Consider the following 17967-nt stretch of genomic DNA (forward strand, 5'->3'; position numbering starts at 1 on the left):
CTTTTTAACTTTTTAATTAGTTAAAAGTTCATTATACCCACTTTAACTGGTTAGTTTGGTATACTAAGCTTGTTAGAGTTGGGTTTATTATAATAAATAAAAGGAATCGCACTTATAAAGTTGGGGGGAGATCAAATGAAAAGTGATAAAAAAATTCTAGTTGTTGGATCAGACGATATCGCCTATCATTTTTGTTTTTTAAGCATGACAACATTAAATGTAAAAGAAGTTTATCTGTATCCACTTCCAATTCCTCAAGAAGATAAAACGAATGATTTGCAGTATGCTTCCGAGTTATTTCCTATGAGTAAAATAAAAATGGGCAATGAAAAAGATTATGCAGATGCGGATATTTTAATTTTAACCGCAAAAGAGAACCGACTAGAAAACGAATCAGATTCAGAATACCTTAGAAGAAATATTTTATTGGTACGTAAAATGATTAATCAAGCAATGGCTTCAGGTTTTAGTGGATTAATTATTGTTGCGAATAAATTAGATGATTTGTTTACATACTTAGTTTGGAAATTTTCTGGCTTACCCAAAAATAAAATTATCGGATTAGGAACATACATTGATACTGTTTATTTCCAAAAATTATTAAGTGAATCGCTAGATGTTTCTTTTAATGAAGTTAAAGGGTATATTATCGGAGGAAGCAACCCTTTGCAAAAAACAGTTGCCTGGAGTCGTTCAAGTATGGGAGGAAATTCAGTATTAGGCTTAACAATGGATCCAAATACTAATTTTAACCAAGATGATATGAGTATAATAGAAGAAAAGATAGCTAAACGGAATCGAATGAACGAAAATAAAGAATTGACATTAACAACTGCAACAGCTTTAATTGAACTGGTCCAGTATATTTTAACAAATAAAAAAGCCATTGTACCACTTGTTCACCTTATGGACATTGGTGAATTGAAAGATATACCTTTATCTATACCTGTAATCTTAGGAGAGAATGGTATAAGACAAATTGCAGGATTGAATTTTTCTGAAACAGAACAAAAAAGTTTATTAATCAGTGCTAATGAAATAAGAATCCAGCTGGATTGGGTTGAGCAAGGATAATTATGGAGGTCAAACTAATGGAAAAGAGTTACAGTTACCCAATTGATTACGATTGGACTAAAGAACAAATGGAAGATGTAGTGAATGTATGGCGTATGGTAGAGTTGGCCTATGAAAAAGGAATAGACCGTGAAGAGTTTTTACGGAAATATAAAAAATTCAAAAAAGTTATTCCTGCTATTGGTGAGGAAAAAAGATGGGGTAAAAAATTTGAAGATATTTCAAATTATTCTCTGTATCGTGTAGTAAAAGAAGCACAATCATCTACTAAAAAAAACATTCGCTTAACGGAGAAATAAGCTCGTTCTATTTTAGTTGTCTTTTTTAATAAATTAGTTTAAATTATTTCTTGAAAGGAAGTGGATTTTTTGGATCAGCTTGTGAAAAGAGACCGGTTAATCAAAGAATGGATTTATGAGGCTGCTAAGACAATAAAAACTTCATTTAATAATGAATTAGATATCCAGCAAAAAACGAATCGTAATGATTTAGTCACCAATATGGATAAAGCTATAGAGAAACTGTTTATCGAAAAAATTCAGCAGTTTTTTCCTGGAGAGCGTATTTTGGGAGAAGAAGGTTTTGGAGATGACGTTCAGAATTTAGATGGTGTGGTATGGATTATAGATCCAATCGATGGAACATTAAATTTTATTAAACAACAGTCTGACTTTGCGATTATGGTAGCTATTTATGAAAACGGAATGGGTCAAATGGGTTATATCTATGATGTCATGCAGGATAAACTGTATTCTGCTCAAAAGGGTAACGGAGCCTATTGCAATCAATCCCTTATCCCAGTGGTTGATGATAAACCATTAAAAGAAGGTCTAGTGGCTATAAGTAGTGCATTGATGTCTAAAGAAGAAGGTTTGGCAAGGATAGTTGGTCGAGCAAGTTCTGGCGTTCGTTTAATAGGATCAGCAGGTATTGAAACCGCTCATGTTGTTTCTGGAAGGCTGATAGGGTATCTTGCTGCGTCGCTTGCACCATGGGACATTGCAGCTGGTAAAGTGATTGCTGAAGAAGTGGGGCTAATCTATACTAAGTTAAATGGAGATAGGATTGATTTGTTGAAAAAAAATGCTTCTCTCGTGGCCTCACCTCTAGCTCACGAAGAAATTATTCGTCTGTTGAGTGCTGAAAACAAAGTTTGAGGATCAAAAAAATAACTTTCATTTACTAAGTGATTGAACGTTATCGAATCAAAAACGGTATCTGTGAATCGTCTCATTAATGAATCGCTTACAATTGGAAAGTTGTGAATATCTTATCTTTTTTCTTTTCAATTGCTTAGATAAGTGTTAGAATGGATAAGTTGATAGTTGTCTTCATAAGTTTTCAATGCGTTTTCATTAAAGAATTGCAAAAAACTTATGAATAGTTCATATGCAAAAAAATGTATTGGACAATTTTTTATTCGTAGATAGCGATTCAGTAGCATTGAAATAACAAGAAGAATCTTGGAGGAATACATTTATGAAAAAAAGAGAAAATCTTAGAAATATCGCTATAATTGCCCACGTCGACCACGGTAAAACAACCTTAGTTGATGAACTTTTAAAGCAATCAGATACATTAGATGCACGTAATCAATTAGCGGAACGTGCGATGGATTCAAATGCTTTAGAACAAGAACGTGGTATTACAATTTTGGCTAAAAATACGGCTGTTAAATACAAAGATACGCACATCAACATCTTGGATACACCAGGCCATGCTGACTTTGGTGGAGAAGTTGAACGTATTATGAAAATGGTTGACGGTGTAGTTCTAGTTGTCGATTCTTATGAAGGAACAATGCCACAAACTCGTTTTGTATTGAAAAAGGCTTTGGAACAAAAAGTTGTTCCAATCGTAGTAGTAAACAAAATCGATAAAGATTCAGCTCGTCCTGCAGAAGTAGTAGACGAAGTGTTAGAATTATTTATTGAATTAGGTGCAGATGACGATCAATTGGATTTCCCGGTTATTTATGCTTCTGCTATGAATGGTACGTCTAGTTTATCAGATGACAAAAATGATCAAGAACCAACAATGGCTCATGTCTTTGATACGATTCTTGAAAAAATCCCTGCTCCAATTGATAACTCTGACGAACCTTTACAATTCCAAGTTTCATTATTAGACTATAATGATTATGTTGGACGTATTGGTATCGGACGTGTATTCCGTGGAACCATCAAAGTTGGAGATTCTGTAACATTAAGTAAGTTAGACGGTTCAACTAAAAACTTCCGTGTAACAAAACTTTTTGGATTCTTCGGATTGCAACGTGTAGAAATCAATGAAGCAAAAGCTGGAGATTTAATTGCAGTTTCAGGTATGGAAGACATCTTCGTTGGGGAAACTGTTACACCAGTTGACCATGTAGATCCATTACCAGTTCTTCATATTGATGAACCAACATTGCAAATGACTTTCTTAGTAAACAACTCACCTTTTGCAGGTCGCGAAGGTAAATGGGTTACTTCACGTAAAATTGAAGAACGCTTAATGTCTGAATTGCATACTGATGTGTCTTTACGTATTGATCCTACTGATTCTCCAGATGCATGGATCGTTTCAGGTCGTGGAGAATTACATTTGTCAATTCTTATTGAAAACATGCGTCGTGAAGGTTACGAATTGCAAGTTTCTCGTCCAGAAGTTATCTTGAGAGACTTTGATGGTGTTCAGTGTGAACCATTCGAATTGGTTCAAATCGATACTCCAGAAGAGTACATGGGTTCAATCATTGAATCTTTAAGTGCTCGTAAAGGTGAAATGAAAGATATGATCAATAATGGAAATGGCCAAGTTAAATTGACTTTTCTAGCTCCTGCACGTGGATTAATTGGATACTCTACTGAGTTCCTTTCAATGACTCGTGGATACGGAATTATGAACCACACATTTGATCAATACTTGCCCCGTTTAAAAACTAAAATCGGTGGTCGTCGTAATGGTGCTTTAGTTTCAACTGAAACGGGTAAAGCAACAACTTACGGTATCATGGGTGTTGAAGACCGTGGGACGATCTTTATTGAACCAACTACTGAAATTTATGAAGGAATGATCGTTGGGGAAAACTCTCGTGAAAATGACATCACTGTTAACATCACGAAAGCTAAACAAAAAACTAACGTACGTTCTGCGAATAAAGACCAAACTAACGTAATCAAAGCACCTCGTCATTTAACACTTGAAGAATCGTTAGAATTCTTAGGTGATGATGAGTACTGTGAAATCACTCCATTGAATGTTCGTTTACGTAAACAAGTCTTGAATAAAAACGAACGTGAAAAATCAGCTAAGAAAAATAAAGCGTCACAAAACTAAAATTAAAGAGACAGTTCCAAAAAAATGGTTGATTCATTTTTTTGGAACTGTCTTTTTTTATATCTAGTTCCTACTAAAAGAGGAATTAGGCTAAATTCGTGCCCTTTGTTATTGTTGGATGGATAGTTTGTTGCTATAATAATAATGTTGCCTAATCTGCAACTAAAGAATGATGGATTAAGACTGTATTGAAATCTAATCAATACAGGATTAAAATTATAGAATAGGGAGGCCAAAGGCTTCTTTTAGCCGTAAATATGAAAAAATTTAAATATCTTGATTACTATATCTTTATTCCTTATTTAATTTTATCTATCATAGGGATTTTGATGATTTATAGTGCTAGTAGCTACATTGCTATTAGTCAGTATAATAATTCTCAATATTATTTTACCAGACAAGCTGCCTTTGTTATTTTGGGATTAATTACAAGTATGTTTGTTTTTTTATTCAAATATAAGTTATTGAAAAGTAAACGTTTTTTAGTGGGTGTAAATGGTTTTGTTGCACTTTTACTTGTCTACTTATTCTTTTTTGGACAAGTCACAAATGGAGCAAAAGGTTGGCTATTCATTTTTGGTTTTGGATTTCAACCGGCAGAGTTTGCAAAAATAGTTGTTATTTGGTATTTTGCTTATATTTTTTCAAAAAAACAAAATCAACTTATGCATAATTTTAAAGATACGGTTTCTCCACCACTAACACTTTTTGGTTTTTATTTAGTGTTGATTCTTTTGCAGCCCGACGTTGGAGGTGCTGGTATTCTACTTATTACAGGAACCAGTATGATCTTAGCAAGTGGAGTTTCAACAAAATTATCAGTAGCGGTTGGAACTTTAGGAGTTTTTTTAATAGGAGGTATACTTGCACTAGTACGTGTATTTGGTATGAGTCTTCCCTTTTTAGAAAAATACCAATACGATCGATTCTTAGCTTTTTGGGATCCTTTTGCCGTATCTGAAAGTGCTGGACTTCAATTAGTGAATTCGTATTATGCTTTACGACGTGGTGGCATTTTTGGAGTAGGAATCGGGGGAAGTATTCAAAAAACGGGATATTTACCTGAACCTTATACAGACTTCATCATGTCTATTATTGGTGAAGAAATGGGCTTAATTGGTATACTGGTTATTATGTCACTGTTTAGTTTATTGATTTTGCGTATTTATTTAGTCGGTATTCGAGCAAAAGATTCATTTGGATCACTCATTTGCATCGGTATCGCAACAATGTTATTAGTACAAGGTCTTGTTAATTTAGGCGGGGTTATTGGATTAATGCCTATCACAGGAGTAACCTTTCCTTTTATCAGTTATGGAGGTTCGAGCACGATTGTTTTAACAATTTCTATTGGTTTGGTATTAAATGTTAGTGCAACAGATAAAAAGCACAATCAGCAAGTATTAGAAAAAAATAGCAAGAATTAAATGTATTTATTGGATGTAGTAAGCTAGTTGTTTACAGGACTGTTTTTTTTTTATGATAAGGTGCATCCTGCCTATAGAAGGAGAAATTACAAAGATTAGGAGTGACATGATGAAAAAAGTATTAGTAGCAAATCGCGGTGAAATAGCCATTCGCATTTTTAGAGCTTTAACAGAGCTATCTATTGAAACAGTAGCTGTCTATGCACAAGAAGATGAGGGATCTGTTCATCGTTTTAAAGCTGATGAAGCTTATTTAGTAGGTAAGGGAAAAAAACCTATTGATGCTTATTTAGATATTGAAGACTTGATTCGTATCGCTAAAGATTCTGAAGCAGATGCCATTCATCCAGGATACGGTTTTTTATCTGAAAATATTGATTTTGCTAGACGTTGTGAAGAAGAAGGAATCATTTTTATCGGACCTAAACTACACCATTTAGATATTTTTGGAGATAAGATAAAAGCAAAAGAAGCTGCAATCGCGGCGGGTATTCAGTCTATTCCAGGATCAGACGGTCCAGTTGCAGATCTAGAAAGTGTAAAAGAGTTTGGGAACCTATATGGCTATCCAATTATTATTAAAGCTGCTCTTGGTGGAGGCGGACGTGGAATGCGTGTGGCTAACAGCGAAGCTGATGTAAAAGATAGTTTTGAACGTGCACAAAGTGAAGCTAGAGCTGCATTTGGTAGCGATGAGATCTATGTAGAACGCTATATTCAGGATCCAAAACACATCGAAGTACAAATTTTAGGGGATACACATGGAAATATCGTTCATTTATATGAAAGAGATTGCTCTGTTCAACGTCGTCATCAAAAAGTTGTAGAAGTCGCACCTTGTGTTTCTATTTCAGAAGAGTTGAGAGCTGAAATGTGTCTGTCTGCTGTTCAATTGATGGAACATGTTGGTTATGTAAATGCTGGAACGGTTGAATTTTTATTAGAAGGCGAAAAGTTTTACTTTATCGAAGTAAATCCTCGTGTACAAGTTGAACACACCATAACTGAAATGATTACAGGTATAGATATCGTTCAAGCTCAAATTCTAATTGCTCAAGGGAAAGATCTACACAAAGATATTCAGATTCCACAACAAAAAGATATTCCGTTGATTGGTGCTGCCATTCAATGCCGTATCACTACTGAAGATCCTATGAATAATTTTTTGCCGGATACAGGTAAAATCAATACTTATCGTTCTCCAGGTGGATTTGGTATTCGTCTGGATGCAGGAAATGGATTTCAAGGGAGTGTAGTTACACCTTTCTTTGATTCATTGTTGGTTAAAGCTTGTGTCCATGCGACAACGTTTGAATTGGCGGTACAAAAAATGGCTCGCTCGTTAAAAGAATTCCGTATACGCGGAGTAAAAACGAATATTCCCTTTATGCAAAACGTTATTTCACATCCGGTTTTTCTATCTGGTGAAGCTAAAACGACGTTCATTGATACGACACCTGAATTATTTAAATTCTCAAAAGTGAGAGACCGTGGAAATAAAACGATGCATTACATCGGAAATATTACGGTCAATGGATTTCCTGGTATTGAACAAAGAGAGAAAAAATTCTTTGAACCAGCTAGAAAACCTGCGAAGTTAGTAACACTAGATAATGACTACGTAAGTGCAAAAAATGTCCTAGACAATAGTGGTGCAGATGCCGTGGTAGAATGGATCAAAAATAAAAATGAAGTATTGCTGACAGATACAACCTTTAGAGATGCACACCAAAGCCTGTTAGCTACTCGCGTGAGGACTCAAGACTTTTTAAATATTGCTGAGGAAACTCAAAAAGGTATTCCACAGTTGTTTTCTTCTGAAATGTGGGGAGGAGCTACATTTGATGTAGCTTATCGCTTTTTAAATGAAGACCCTTGGGAAAGATTAGATAAATTACGTAAAAAAATGCCAGATACTTTATTCCAAATGCTATTTAGAGGTTCCAATGCTGTAGGGTATCAAAATTACCCGGATAATGTTATTGAAGCTTTTATTCAGCAAGCGGCTAAAAATGGGATTGATGTGTTCCGTATTTTTGATAGTCTGAACTGGATCCAACAAATGGAAAAGAGTATTCAAAGTGTACGTGATGCGGGTAAAATTGCAGAAGCAACGATTTGTTATACTGGGGATATCAATGATCCTAAGAGAGATAAGTATACAGTCGACTACTATAAAGATATGGCTAAAGAATTGGAAAACCAAGGTGCACACATTATTGCCGTTAAAGACATGTCTGGCATATTAATGCCGCAAGCTGCTTATCGTTTAATTAGTGAATTAAAGGAAACAGTAAATGTCCCAATTCACTTGCATACACACGATACGAGCGGTAACGGGATCTTTACCTATGCTGCTGCTGTAAAAGCTGATGTGGATATTGTGGATGTGGCTATGAGCGCAATGAGCGGAGCAACTAGTCAACCAAGCATGAATAGTTTGTATTATGCCTTGTTAAATGCAGATAGAGCACCTGATATTAATATTGAGAACGTACAACAGATCAATCATTATTGGGAAGATATTCGTGCACATTATAGTGACTTTGAAGTAGGAATCAGTGCACCTTCTACTGAAGTGTATCAACATGAGATGCCTGGTGGACAGTACACCAATTTGCAACAGCAAGCTAAAGCAATTGGATTAGCCGAGCAATGGGATGAAGTCAAAGTAATGTATGCAACAGTCAACCGAATGTTTGGAGACATTGTTAAAGTTACGCCTTCATCAAAAGTAGTTGGAGATATGGCTTTATTTATGATACAAAATAAATTATCTGAAGAGGATGTATACGAAAAAGGAATGGATATCGATTTTCCTGAGTCTGTTATCAGTTTCTTTATGGGTGATTTAGGACAACCGACTGGTGGTTTCCCTGAAAAACTTCAACGTATTGTATTAAAAGGCAAAGAACCGATTAATGTTCGCCCAGGTAGCTTAGCAGCACCAGTTGATTTTAACGAAGTAAAAAAAGAGCTAGCTGAAAAAATTCAAGCAGAGCCTACTCAAGAAGATGTCCTTAGTTACATCATGTATCCCCAAGTATTTTTAGATTACCGTAATAATCTAGAAACTTTTGGAGAGGTAACACTTTTAGATACGATGACATTTTTCCATGGTATGCGAACTGGAGAATCTGTCGAAGTTCAAATTGAAAAAGGGAAAACGTTGATTATAAAATTAAATCAAATAGGTGAACCTAATTCTGAAGGTATGCGTATTTTATACTTTGATTTAAACGGTCAAGGAAGAGAAGTAGTGGTAAAAGATTACAGCATCACAAGTACAAAAGCTGTACGTAAAAAAGCAGAACCTACAAATAAAGAACATATTGGAGCTACTATGCCAGGATCTGTACTTGAAGTATTGGTACAAAAGGGAGATCGTGTAGCTCAAGGACAGCCAATCATTATCACAGAAGCAATGAAAATGGAAACAACAATTAAAGCCAATGTTGAAGGGATAATTGATCAGATTTATGTTGCAGATGAGGATATTATTGAAACAGGAGATTTACTGATTGAAGTGAAAGCTAACTAAAACCGAATAGATTGACGAACAAAGTAATACTCATTTTAATGATGATAACTAGCACTAAGGTTTAGTTAAAATGATTTAGCTACCAAATTGAGGAGGCTAAATGAGTGAAGACATTTTTAAGATCTTTGCCGCTGATTTTCATTATGCTTCTGGCTACTTATTGGTTGCCAGAAGTCATTTCAAGAAATCCATCAGACATCATTACGCCTAAAGAAGAAAGTGAAACTATTCAATCTGAATCTTTTGATTATCAAACAACAGATTTAGAACCTGAACAGCTTCCGGTTGCAGGTTTAGGCAGTTATGTTGGTCAAAACATTGCAAATTTTACCGAAAAGTTTGGTGATCCAAAGCGAATCGATCCAACTGTTTATAAAGAAGAACGCTGGATATTTGGAGAAAATGAAAAAGATTATGCGCAGTTAATAGTAAAAGATGACATAATAACCGATTTATTTGTATTGGGATCCGAATTAGATGTAGCGCCATTTAAAATTGGTATGTCCATTACTGAAGTGTTTCAATTAGCGAGTTTTTATCCCACATATTCTGTAGAGAATCAAGGAGAACAGGTAACCTTAGAATTAACAGAAAGTGATTTAAACTATCGCCCTCTAATTGCTTTTGACAATCAAACATTTGCTGTATTGATGATGGATCGTTCGACAAATCAAATTATTGCTGTTCGTTATCTAGACTCACCATCGCTAATTCGCTTGGGAATCTATGATGATGGTTCAAAAAAACACATAATTCCTTCTCTTGAGGTAGATGAAATAAGACAAGAGGCCATTAATAAAGCCAATCAAAAGCAAGTGTATGAGATATTAAATATCTTGCGATATCGATATGAACTTTCTGCCTTAACTCCGAGTGATGCTTTAACTGGCGTAGCTGAAACTATTTTTATCAATCAAGAAGAACAAATTATTGCGGATCGTCAAGCCAATAAGGAAAGTGATTTTTCGGAAACGGAAAGCTCGAACAAAGCAATTAAGAATCAGAATTCTTCAATTGAAACGTTTATTCTGGATGACAACTCTAACTCTATTGATGAACAATCAAATCAAACCTATCAAACTTTAACAAGTGAGCAAATAGAGTTTACCTTACAAGAAACCGAGTTGGAGTTAAATGAAGTACGTGTGTTGTATTCGATTCAAGAAACAGATGTAGCATGGCTTGCAACCAACTGGTTTAGTCTTGAAATTGAACGGAATTTTTTGATGGATGCTGGTATGACAGAAATAGGACTAGCTTATCGTGCGAATGATATGTTGCTTATCCTCCATTAACTAAATAAGACATTTTTAAAGAATAAGAAACAGTACAGTTAAAAATATTAAATTAAGGAGGGGCGATATGGAATTAACTACAAATGAGAGACAAGGAATCATTGTTTGGGTTTATAGTTTAAGACATTTTAAAACACTTAAACGTTTTGGGTTGATTCACTATGCTTCTAGAAGAATGAAATACGTTGTGATGTATATCAATCAATCTGATGTAGAAATGACGCAAAAAAAATTAGCTGATTTACATTTCGTTCGAAAAGTAGAGTTATCCTATAGGCCGTTTATTAATTTAGATTTTAAAGATTTTTTCGGAAAAGAAAAAAGAGACGCTGCTAAAGAACAAATAGAAGAAAAAGGGTCTAGCAAAACTGTATTCTAAACATAAATGCTAAATAAGTCGATACCATAAGTTCATCGGCTTATTTAGCATTTTATAGTGTAAAAGGGTTTCTCAAAGATAAAGATAAACTGAAAGGAAGTTGTATGTATGCGTATCATTACAGGAGAATATGGAGGCAGAAAATTAAAAGCTGTCCCAGGTAACAATACAAGACCCACAACAGATAAAGTAAAAGAATCCATCTTCAATATCATAGGACCTTATTTTGACGGGGGAAATTGTTTAGATTTATTTGCTGGAAGTGGAGGACTAGCTATTGAAGCAGTTTCTCGTGGTATGGATAGTGCCGTATTAATTGACCGAGATCCTTTAGCCATCAAAACGATAAAAGAAAATATTAGCGTAACAAAGGAATTAGATAAATTTGAAATTTATCGGAATGACGCCAATCGAGCAATCGACTTACTAAGAGGGAAGAAAAAATTTGACCTCTTATTTTTAGATCCTCCTTATGCTAAACAAGAGATTGAAAAACAAATTGAAAAAATAGTCGATTCTGATTTATTGAATGATGAAGCTATGATTATTTGTGAGGTGGATAAACGGACCCAATTAAATGAAACTATTGGTGCAGCAAAAGTTTTTAGAAAAGAACTTTACGGGGCAAGCCAAATTGTAATGTATGAATACACTAAGGAAATGGGGCAGGGAAATGACTAAAATTGCTTTATTTCCTGGAAGTTTCGATCCATTTACTAATGGCCATCTCGATACAGTTGAAAGAACCTCAAAATTATTTGATCAAGTTGTTATCGCTGTAGCGACTAATACATCAAAAAATGCTTTATTCTCTTTAGAAGAAAAAATGACCTTTATTAAAAAGTCTGTCGAACATATTGAAAATGTAAGGGTTACGGAACATAGTGGCGGATTGACGGTAGAGCTTGCAAAAAAAATTGGAGCAGTCACTTTGGTAAGAGGATTAAGGAATAATGCCGATTTTGAGTATGAATCTACGATTGCAACAATGAATAAAATTCAGCATAAAGATATTGAAACTGTATTTTTAATGTCAAATGAAAAGTACCGATTTTTAAGCTCAAGCTTAATTAAAGAAGTGGCGATGTTTGGTGGCGATGTTTCCAGTCTCGTTCCAGATGGAGTTAATAAAGCTATCAAAGAAAAGTATGCTAAAATAGAATAAATCAATTTAATTCGTTAGTAAATTTAGGTATGCAGAGGATGATTGGAATGAAGGTTAAAGAAAAAAAGAGTCGCAAGGGTTTGCTTGTTGCACTAATCGTAATTATTCTTGCAGGAGTTTTTATTCCTATTCCATATTATATAGAAGGACCGGGTTCGGCAGTGCAGTTGAACGAATTGGTAGAAGTTGACAACAAAAAAGACCCAGAAGATGGTCATTTTATGTTAACGACCGTTGCAATTAGAAGAGCGACTCCTTTTACGTATTTCATGAAATATTTGCCTTTTCATGAAGGGCTCACTACCGAAGAATTGTTTGGGACAAATACTTCTGATGCAGAATACACTAACCTACAGAATTATTATATGACTAGTTCAATCAATTCAGCAATCGAACAAGCTTATGAGGCTGCTGGAGAAGAGTATCAGTTGACGTATAATGGCGTTTATATCATGTCTATTTTAGAAGGGTCCGATTTTGAAGGTAAGTTAGAGATTGGAGACACCATACTTTCAATTGATGGACAGTCTTTTGATAGTTCAGCTGAATTTATTGAATACGTTCAACAACAAAAAGTTGGTCAAGTCATTGAAGTAACGTATGAACGGAATGGCGAACAACAAATTACATCTGGGAAATTAATGGAAATGGAAGAAACTAAAAAAGCTGGTCTAGGAATCTCTTTAGTGGATAATACGTCAATTGAAACAGATATCCCAGTATCTATTGATGCCGGAGATATTGGAGGGCCATCTGCTGGTTTTATGTTTGCTTTACAGATCTATACGCAGTTGATTGATGAGGATTTGCGAAAGGGAAATGAAATTGCTGGTACTGGAACGATGCAACCAGATGGCACAATTGGTCGAATCGGCGGAATTGATAAAAAAGTTGTTGCAGCCAGTAAAGAAGGAGCGACAGTCTTTTTTGCTCCAGATGATACGATAGATCCAGTCATACAAAAAAATTATCCTGAAATGAAGTCTAATTACCAAGAAGCCCTAGATGCAGCAAAAGAAATTGATACCGATATGAAGATTGTACCTGTAAAAACATTTCAAGATGCCATTGATTATTTGAAAAATCTATAAACCATTTGATCTAATCAAAAAATCCATAAAAAAAGCCGAAGACAATTATGTCTTCGGCTTTTTTGAACTAACTTTAAAAGTGATAAGGATTTTTTTGGGCTGTTCTTCGATTGATGAAGAATGAAGTGATACTTCCAATTATAAGGACAATCATTAATCCGGCGGTAACAATAGCAATTGAGCGATGATCTGGTAAGTTCTTAGTAAATATCCCATACATTGCCCATATAAAAACTAAGATAATAGCCCAATCTTTTAAAAAATAAGCAATCCCTAGTCCTAAAAGAGTCGCTAGTGATAAGAGTACATAAGTGACTATTGTTTGGAGATTTGCCTCGATACCGATACTAGCAACTAACCAATAACTGAAATTTGTAATGGTAGCAACAATGATCCAACCTAAGTAAAGTGAAATAGGAATGAGGTAAAGTTTAGAATGAGTAGCTTTTTTTTGAGTTCGATATAAAAAAATAAGGGATAGAAGCAGTAAAAAAATAACAATAAAAGCAATTCCGTCCAATAGAAAATGCCAAACTAAAATCCATAATGTATTAAACAAACAAGTTATTAAAAATCCCCAGAATTGTGCGGAACTTAACGTTTGTTTTTTTAAACTAAAACTTAACAGCCATAATAACAATGCAAAATAAATGACTCCCCAAATACTAAAAATAAAACCAGCAGGAGTAAAAAACACATCATACATATCGGAAATTTCTCCTGTTTGATAACCATTAATGGGAAGGATATTAGCTAAAGCGTTTACGGCAATCATTATTCCATAAGCTAAATATAAAACAAGCTGTTTTCCTATAGTCATTTTCATCACTCCTTAATTTAGTAATTTTAAAAATTACGTTAACTTAACCATACTATAAATAGTAAAGAAAATAAATTAAAGCGACTGGTTAAAAGAAATAGGTGTTTTTTACGCATATTACTTATTAGAAGGACTCAAAAGGAGTGTTAGGGGATGTTGAAAACTAGCAAAGACTGGCTAATAAAAAATCGTTTGTTTATTGAGATAGGTATGCTCAGTTTCCTAGTGATTAGTGTATTTGGAATGGTTTTAATAGTTTTAAAAAGCACAGACAATGTAGAAGAAACCTCAAATATGATGAGTTATTTGGAAAGTGAAAGTCACTATTCAGTCGCCTCAAATCAAGATGAACAACAATCAAAGAGTCAATCAGAAACAATTTATGTAGATGTTAAAGGTGCGGTATATCTTCCTGGTGTGTATGAAGTGACAAGTGAAATGAGGTTAATTGATGCTATTGAATTAGCTGGTGGTTTTAGCGATAAAGCAAATCAAAACCCGGTAAATTTATCTTTAAAGTTGGCAGATCAAATGGTGATTTTTATTCCAGAAATTGGAGCAGTTGATGAAAAAGCTGCAGTCGTTCCAATTGAAGAAGCCGTCATCACAGTCCCTCAAGAAGATAGTGAAGCATCAACGTCTGAAAAGATAAATATCAATCTCGCAGACTCAATTGAACTCCAACAATTACCTGGAATAGGGGAGAAAAAAGCAGAGCAAATCATGAGCTATAGACAAGAGAATGGTTCGTTTCAAAAAATTGAAGATCTGAAAAATGTGTCCGGCATTGGTGAAAAAACTTTTGAGGCATTACGAGCAAGCATTACTGTGGGCGATGGTGAATAAAATGAAGTATTGAAAGTCTTTGTGGGCTTTTGTATACTTGAGAAAATGCTTAAGATCATTAAAAACTTAAACAAAAAAATGAGTAGGAGGATGAATATGACTGAACGTATACCATGGGATCAATATTTTATGTCTCAGAGTTTGTTGCTGTCTTTACGAAGCACCTGTGCTCGATTAACTGTTGGAGCTACAATTGTAAGGGAAAAGAGGATTATCGCAGGAGGTTACAACGGTTCGGTAAGTGGGGATGCGCATTGTATAGATGACGGTTGCTATATTGTTGACGGTCATTGTTTACGTACAATCCATGCTGAGATGAATGCGATTCTTCAATGTGCAAAATTTGGAGCGCAAACTGAAGGTGCAGAAATTTATGTTACTCATTTCCCATGCTTACAGTGTACGAAAATGATTATTCAAGCGGGTATCATAAAAATAAATTACTTAGAAGATTACCACAACAATGAGTACGCTTTAAAATTGATTGAACAAGCCCACGTTCAGTGTCAAAAAGTTGTCCTTCCAAAAGATTTTTTCCAACAACTAGATTTCAATACGAATGCTCAAACTAGTTTAAGCCACCTTAATGGACACATGCCATTTCAATAAGTGAAAGGATACGCTCTTTTTTCAGCTATTTCTTGTTTGTTGTGCGCTATTGTTATTTTAAACCCTAATTGGTTAAGTGTTTTTATATTCCTGATGTGGTTGATTCGATTGTTATTTACACATAGAAAAAAATGGCTCATCTATTGTTGTTTGTTCATGAGTGTAACAGCTTTTTTTGTAGGGATAGAAAAGTACAACAATCAAACGCGTCTTTCGATGGATACTCAAAATTTTTTGCTTGAAATGGATCCCAATCAACTAAAAATCGATGGCGATCAAGTGCAATTTTACGGTACAGTTAATCAAGCTGGAGAAACGCTAAAACGTTCTGAGAAAATTGTTGTTTTTTATCGTTTATCTACTAAAGAAGAAAAAGAGTATTGGGAAAAGCAACAAAAAATAGCAAAGTTTATAGTGATAGGATCTTTAACGAAACCTGAAAAAAATAGGAACTTAAATCAATTTGATTATCAGCGATATTTGTCTCATAACAAAATTCATTGGATACTAGAGGCAACATCAATTAAAGCGTATTCTGGAACTGAGAAACAAACTTTTTTAGATCTATTTAACTTAAAAAATATCAGACAAACTGTCTTGATTCACATTGAAAGTAAAACATCCGTTACTGTGTCAAGTTACATAAAAACCCTATTGTTCGCAGATACTAGTTCTATTGATGATCAAGTAATGAATGGATACAAGGAAGTCGGAATTATCCATTTATTAAGTATTTCAGGCGTACATATCCAATTTCTAATAGCTGGTCTTACTTACATTCTATGGCGAATGGGGATAACACGTGAGCACACTTATCTTCTTTTAATTATTTTTCTTCCCATATATGGAAGTTTGACCGGTTGGGGAACCAGTATTTTTAGAGCTGTTTTGATGAGTCTGATCCGTCAGACGGGTTCAAGGATACGTAGACCTATTTCCGGATTAGATGCGTGGTCATGGACACTGATTATCGGGCTTTGGATAGATCCTTATCAATTATTTTCTGTTGGTTTTCAATTGAGCTATCTACTTAGTTTAACCTTGATTTTATTTTCAACCTCGTTGTTCAATCAATCAAAATATAGCATTATCAATAGTTTATTTATTTCTTTTATTTTAACCCTTATCTCTATACCGATTCTCAGTTTCCATTTTTTTGAGTTTTCGTGGATTGGAATGTTTGCGAATTTGCTCTTTGTTCCATTATTTACGTGGTTTATTATGCCCTTGATGATTTTATTGTTTTTTAGTTCCTATTTTTTTTCGGGAACACTGTTTTTCCAGTTTCTTATACACTTGGCGGAACAATTGTTGGGTACGATAGAATGGCTGGTATTAAAAATCAGACTTTTTCCATATGGTACGATTGTTACAGGAAAAGTTCCTTTGATGTTATTTAGTGTAACGATCATTGTCATGGTTTTCTTTTTGATCGCATTAGAACAGCAAAAGAAAAAGAAACGAGCTCTTATTTTATTGTTAACTGTTTTTATAGTCTTTATTCAGTATCAAAAGTACAGTCCATTTGGAGAAGTTTTGATACTAGATGTAGGCCAGGGAGATGCGACTTTAATTAAAGAACCTTTTGGAAAAGGTGTCTATCTAATAGATACAGGCGGAGCATTAGCATTTGAAAAAGAAGAATGGCAAATAAGAAAAACCCAGTCAACAGTGTCAAGCCGTGTGTTGATTCCGGTGATTAAATCTTTAGGTGTAACCCAATTAGACCAAGTGTTGATTACTCATGGAGACGAAGACCACATGGGTGAATTAATCGAACTAGCTCAGAGTATTGAAATTAAAGAACTTATTTTCCCAATAGGGACAACTAAAAAACAATCATTTTTTGATGCAGCTCAAGCATTAGCAAAAAGTGGTGTGTCCTTACGTGAAGTCAGTGCTAAACGATCACGAGATCAACTTTTCGGACCCTCTTTAGCTGTTTTGTGGCCCTTAGACAATGGTGAAGGTGAAAACAATGATTCGCTTGTATTGTATGGGAAAATTGGTCAGTTTAATTGGATTTTCACAGGGGATATTGAAGAATTGGGAGAAGCAGAGATAACGACTCTTTACCCTAATCTAAAAGTGGATATTTTAAAAGTAGCACATCATGGAAGCCAAACGTCAACTAGTGATCATTTCATTAAAAGGATAAAACCAAAAATAGCTTTGATATCTTGTGGGTTAAACAATCGCTACAATCATCCAAATGAGGACGTGCTAGATCGATTGGCTTCATTAAATACAACGGTTTATCGAACAGATTTACAAGGAAGTTTTAGGTATACCTACGCCGATTATTTACACCAAGGATTAGAAAATGACTTTCAAACGATCTTAAAATAAATTAAAAATAGGCTTGCAAAATAAATTAATGCTTTGTACCATTAAGGTAA

Annotated in this window: 15 protein-coding genes; 14 read left to right on the top strand and 1 reads right to left on the bottom strand. The window is 34.6% G+C overall.

From position 1 onward, the window contains the following. Positions 1–135 precede the first annotated feature (135 nt). From ACKI3H_RS00890 to ACKI3H_RS00940, 11 genes are all read left to right on the top strand, one after another. Positions 136–1074 carry a lactate/malate family dehydrogenase gene (locus tag ACKI3H_RS00890; RefSeq protein WP_407370429.1) on the top strand — a complete coding sequence of 313 codons (939 nt, stop codon included), beginning with the start codon at positions 136–138 and terminating at the stop codon, positions 1072–1074. Positions 1075–1091: 17 nt separating this feature from the next. Further along, the gene (locus ACKI3H_RS00895) at positions 1092–1373 is read left to right on the top strand and encodes a UPF0223 family protein (RefSeq protein WP_407370430.1); all 282 of its coding nucleotides are present in this window, start codon (positions 1092–1094) and stop codon (positions 1371–1373) included. A gap of 60 nt (positions 1374–1433) precedes the next feature. Then, positions 1434–2231, top strand: a complete 798-nt coding sequence (locus tag ACKI3H_RS00900; protein ID WP_407370431.1) for an inositol monophosphatase family protein — start codon at positions 1434–1436, stop codon at positions 2229–2231. Positions 2232–2553: 322 nt separating this feature from the next. Next, on the top strand, positions 2554–4395 hold the full coding sequence (gene typA, locus ACKI3H_RS00905; protein WP_407370432.1) for a translational GTPase TypA: 1842 nt from the start codon (positions 2554–2556) through the stop codon (positions 4393–4395). A gap of 257 nt (positions 4396–4652) precedes the next feature. Continuing rightward, positions 4653–5822, top strand: a complete 1170-nt coding sequence (locus ACKI3H_RS00910; RefSeq protein WP_407370433.1) for an FtsW/RodA/SpoVE family cell cycle protein — start codon at positions 4653–4655, stop codon at positions 5820–5822. A gap of 109 nt (positions 5823–5931) precedes the next feature. Beyond that, on the top strand, positions 5932–9363 hold the full coding sequence (locus ACKI3H_RS00915) for a pyruvate carboxylase (RefSeq protein ID WP_407370434.1): 3432 nt from the start codon (positions 5932–5934) through the stop codon (positions 9361–9363). Between the two features lie 104 nt (positions 9364–9467). Continuing rightward, complete coding sequence (locus ACKI3H_RS00920; RefSeq protein WP_407370435.1) at positions 9468–10658, top strand: CAP-associated domain-containing protein; 1191 nt, start codon at positions 9468–9470, stop codon at positions 10656–10658. A 67-nt stretch (positions 10659–10725) separates the two neighbouring features. Beyond that, positions 10726–11037 (top strand): YlbG family protein, encoded by a 312-nt coding sequence (locus ACKI3H_RS00925; protein WP_407370436.1) that lies wholly within the window; start codon positions 10726–10728, stop codon positions 11035–11037. A 108-nt stretch (positions 11038–11145) separates the two neighbouring features. Continuing rightward, positions 11146–11718 (top strand): 16S rRNA (guanine(966)-N(2))-methyltransferase RsmD, encoded by a 573-nt coding sequence (rsmD, locus tag ACKI3H_RS00930; RefSeq protein ID WP_407370437.1) that lies wholly within the window; start codon positions 11146–11148, stop codon positions 11716–11718. Continuing rightward, positions 11711–12202: a pantetheine-phosphate adenylyltransferase gene (gene coaD / locus ACKI3H_RS00935; protein WP_407370438.1), complete on the top strand. Its 492-nt coding sequence runs from the start codon at positions 11711–11713 to the stop codon at positions 12200–12202. Before rsmD ends, coaD begins: the two co-directional genes overlap by 8 nt. A 38-nt stretch (positions 12203–12240) precedes the next feature. Next, positions 12241–13293 (top strand): SepM family pheromone-processing serine protease, encoded by a 1053-nt coding sequence (locus tag ACKI3H_RS00940; RefSeq protein ID WP_407370439.1) that lies wholly within the window; start codon positions 12241–12243, stop codon positions 13291–13293. Positions 13294–13366: 73 nt separating this feature from the next. Here ACKI3H_RS00940 and ACKI3H_RS00945 read toward each other — a convergent pair whose 3' ends face one another. Next, on the bottom strand, positions 13367–14113 hold the full coding sequence (locus ACKI3H_RS00945; protein WP_407370440.1) for a tryptophan-rich sensory protein: 747 nt from the start codon (positions 14111–14113) through the stop codon (positions 13367–13369). Between the two features lie 153 nt (positions 14114–14266). Between ACKI3H_RS00945 and ACKI3H_RS00950 the strand changes: the two genes are divergently transcribed. From ACKI3H_RS00950 to ACKI3H_RS00960, 3 genes are all read left to right on the top strand, one after another. Beyond that, positions 14267–14959: a helix-hairpin-helix domain-containing protein gene (locus tag ACKI3H_RS00950; RefSeq protein WP_407370441.1), complete on the top strand. Its 693-nt coding sequence runs from the start codon at positions 14267–14269 to the stop codon at positions 14957–14959. A 90-nt stretch (positions 14960–15049) separates the two neighbouring features. After that, positions 15050–15568 (top strand): ComE operon protein 2, encoded by a 519-nt coding sequence (locus ACKI3H_RS00955; RefSeq protein ID WP_407370442.1) that lies wholly within the window; start codon positions 15050–15052, stop codon positions 15566–15568. Then, complete coding sequence (locus tag ACKI3H_RS00960) at positions 15569–17917, top strand: DNA internalization-related competence protein ComEC/Rec2 (RefSeq protein ID WP_407370443.1); 2349 nt, start codon at positions 15569–15571, stop codon at positions 17915–17917. The last annotated feature ends 50 nt before the right edge of the window (positions 17918–17967 follow it).

The sequence above is a fragment of the Carnobacterium sp. genome (assembly GCF_045617425.1).
Classification (GTDB): domain Bacteria; phylum Bacillota; class Bacilli; order Lactobacillales; family Carnobacteriaceae; genus Carnobacterium_B.

Bases quoted from the DNA above. Each gene is read 5' to 3' on its own strand.
- rsmD (WP_407370437.1), top strand. From the start codon at position 11,146: ATGCGTATCATTACAGGAGAATATGGAGGCAGAAAATTAAAAGCTGTC.
- ACKI3H_RS00950 (WP_407370441.1), top strand. From the start codon at position 14,267: ATGTTGAAAACTAGCAAAGACTGGCTAATAAAAAATCGTTTGTTTATT.
- ACKI3H_RS00955 (WP_407370442.1), top strand. From the start codon at position 15,050: ATGAATATGACTGAACGTATACCATGGGATCAATATTTTATGTCTCAG.
- ACKI3H_RS00940 (WP_407370439.1), top strand. From the start codon at position 12,241: ATGATTGGAATGAAGGTTAAAGAAAAAAAGAGTCGCAAGGGTTTGCTT.
- ACKI3H_RS00910 (WP_407370433.1), top strand. From the start codon at position 4,653: ATGAAAAAATTTAAATATCTTGATTACTATATCTTTATTCCTTATTTA.
- coaD (WP_407370438.1), top strand. From the start codon at position 11,711: ATGACTAAAATTGCTTTATTTCCTGGAAGTTTCGATCCATTTACTAAT.
- ACKI3H_RS00925 (WP_407370436.1), top strand. From the start codon at position 10,726: ATGGAATTAACTACAAATGAGAGACAAGGAATCATTGTTTGGGTTTAT.
- typA (WP_407370432.1), top strand. From the start codon at position 2,554: ATGAAAAAAAGAGAAAATCTTAGAAATATCGCTATAATTGCCCACGTC.
- ACKI3H_RS00895 (WP_407370430.1), top strand. From the start codon at position 1,092: ATGGAAAAGAGTTACAGTTACCCAATTGATTACGATTGGACTAAAGAA.
- ACKI3H_RS00945 (WP_407370440.1), bottom strand. From the start codon at position 14,113: ATGACTATAGGAAAACAGCTTGTTTTATATTTAGCTTATGGAATAATG.
- ACKI3H_RS00890 (WP_407370429.1), top strand. From the start codon at position 136: ATGAAAAGTGATAAAAAAATTCTAGTTGTTGGATCAGACGATATCGCC.
- ACKI3H_RS00915 (WP_407370434.1), top strand. From the start codon at position 5,932: ATGAAAAAAGTATTAGTAGCAAATCGCGGTGAAATAGCCATTCGCATT.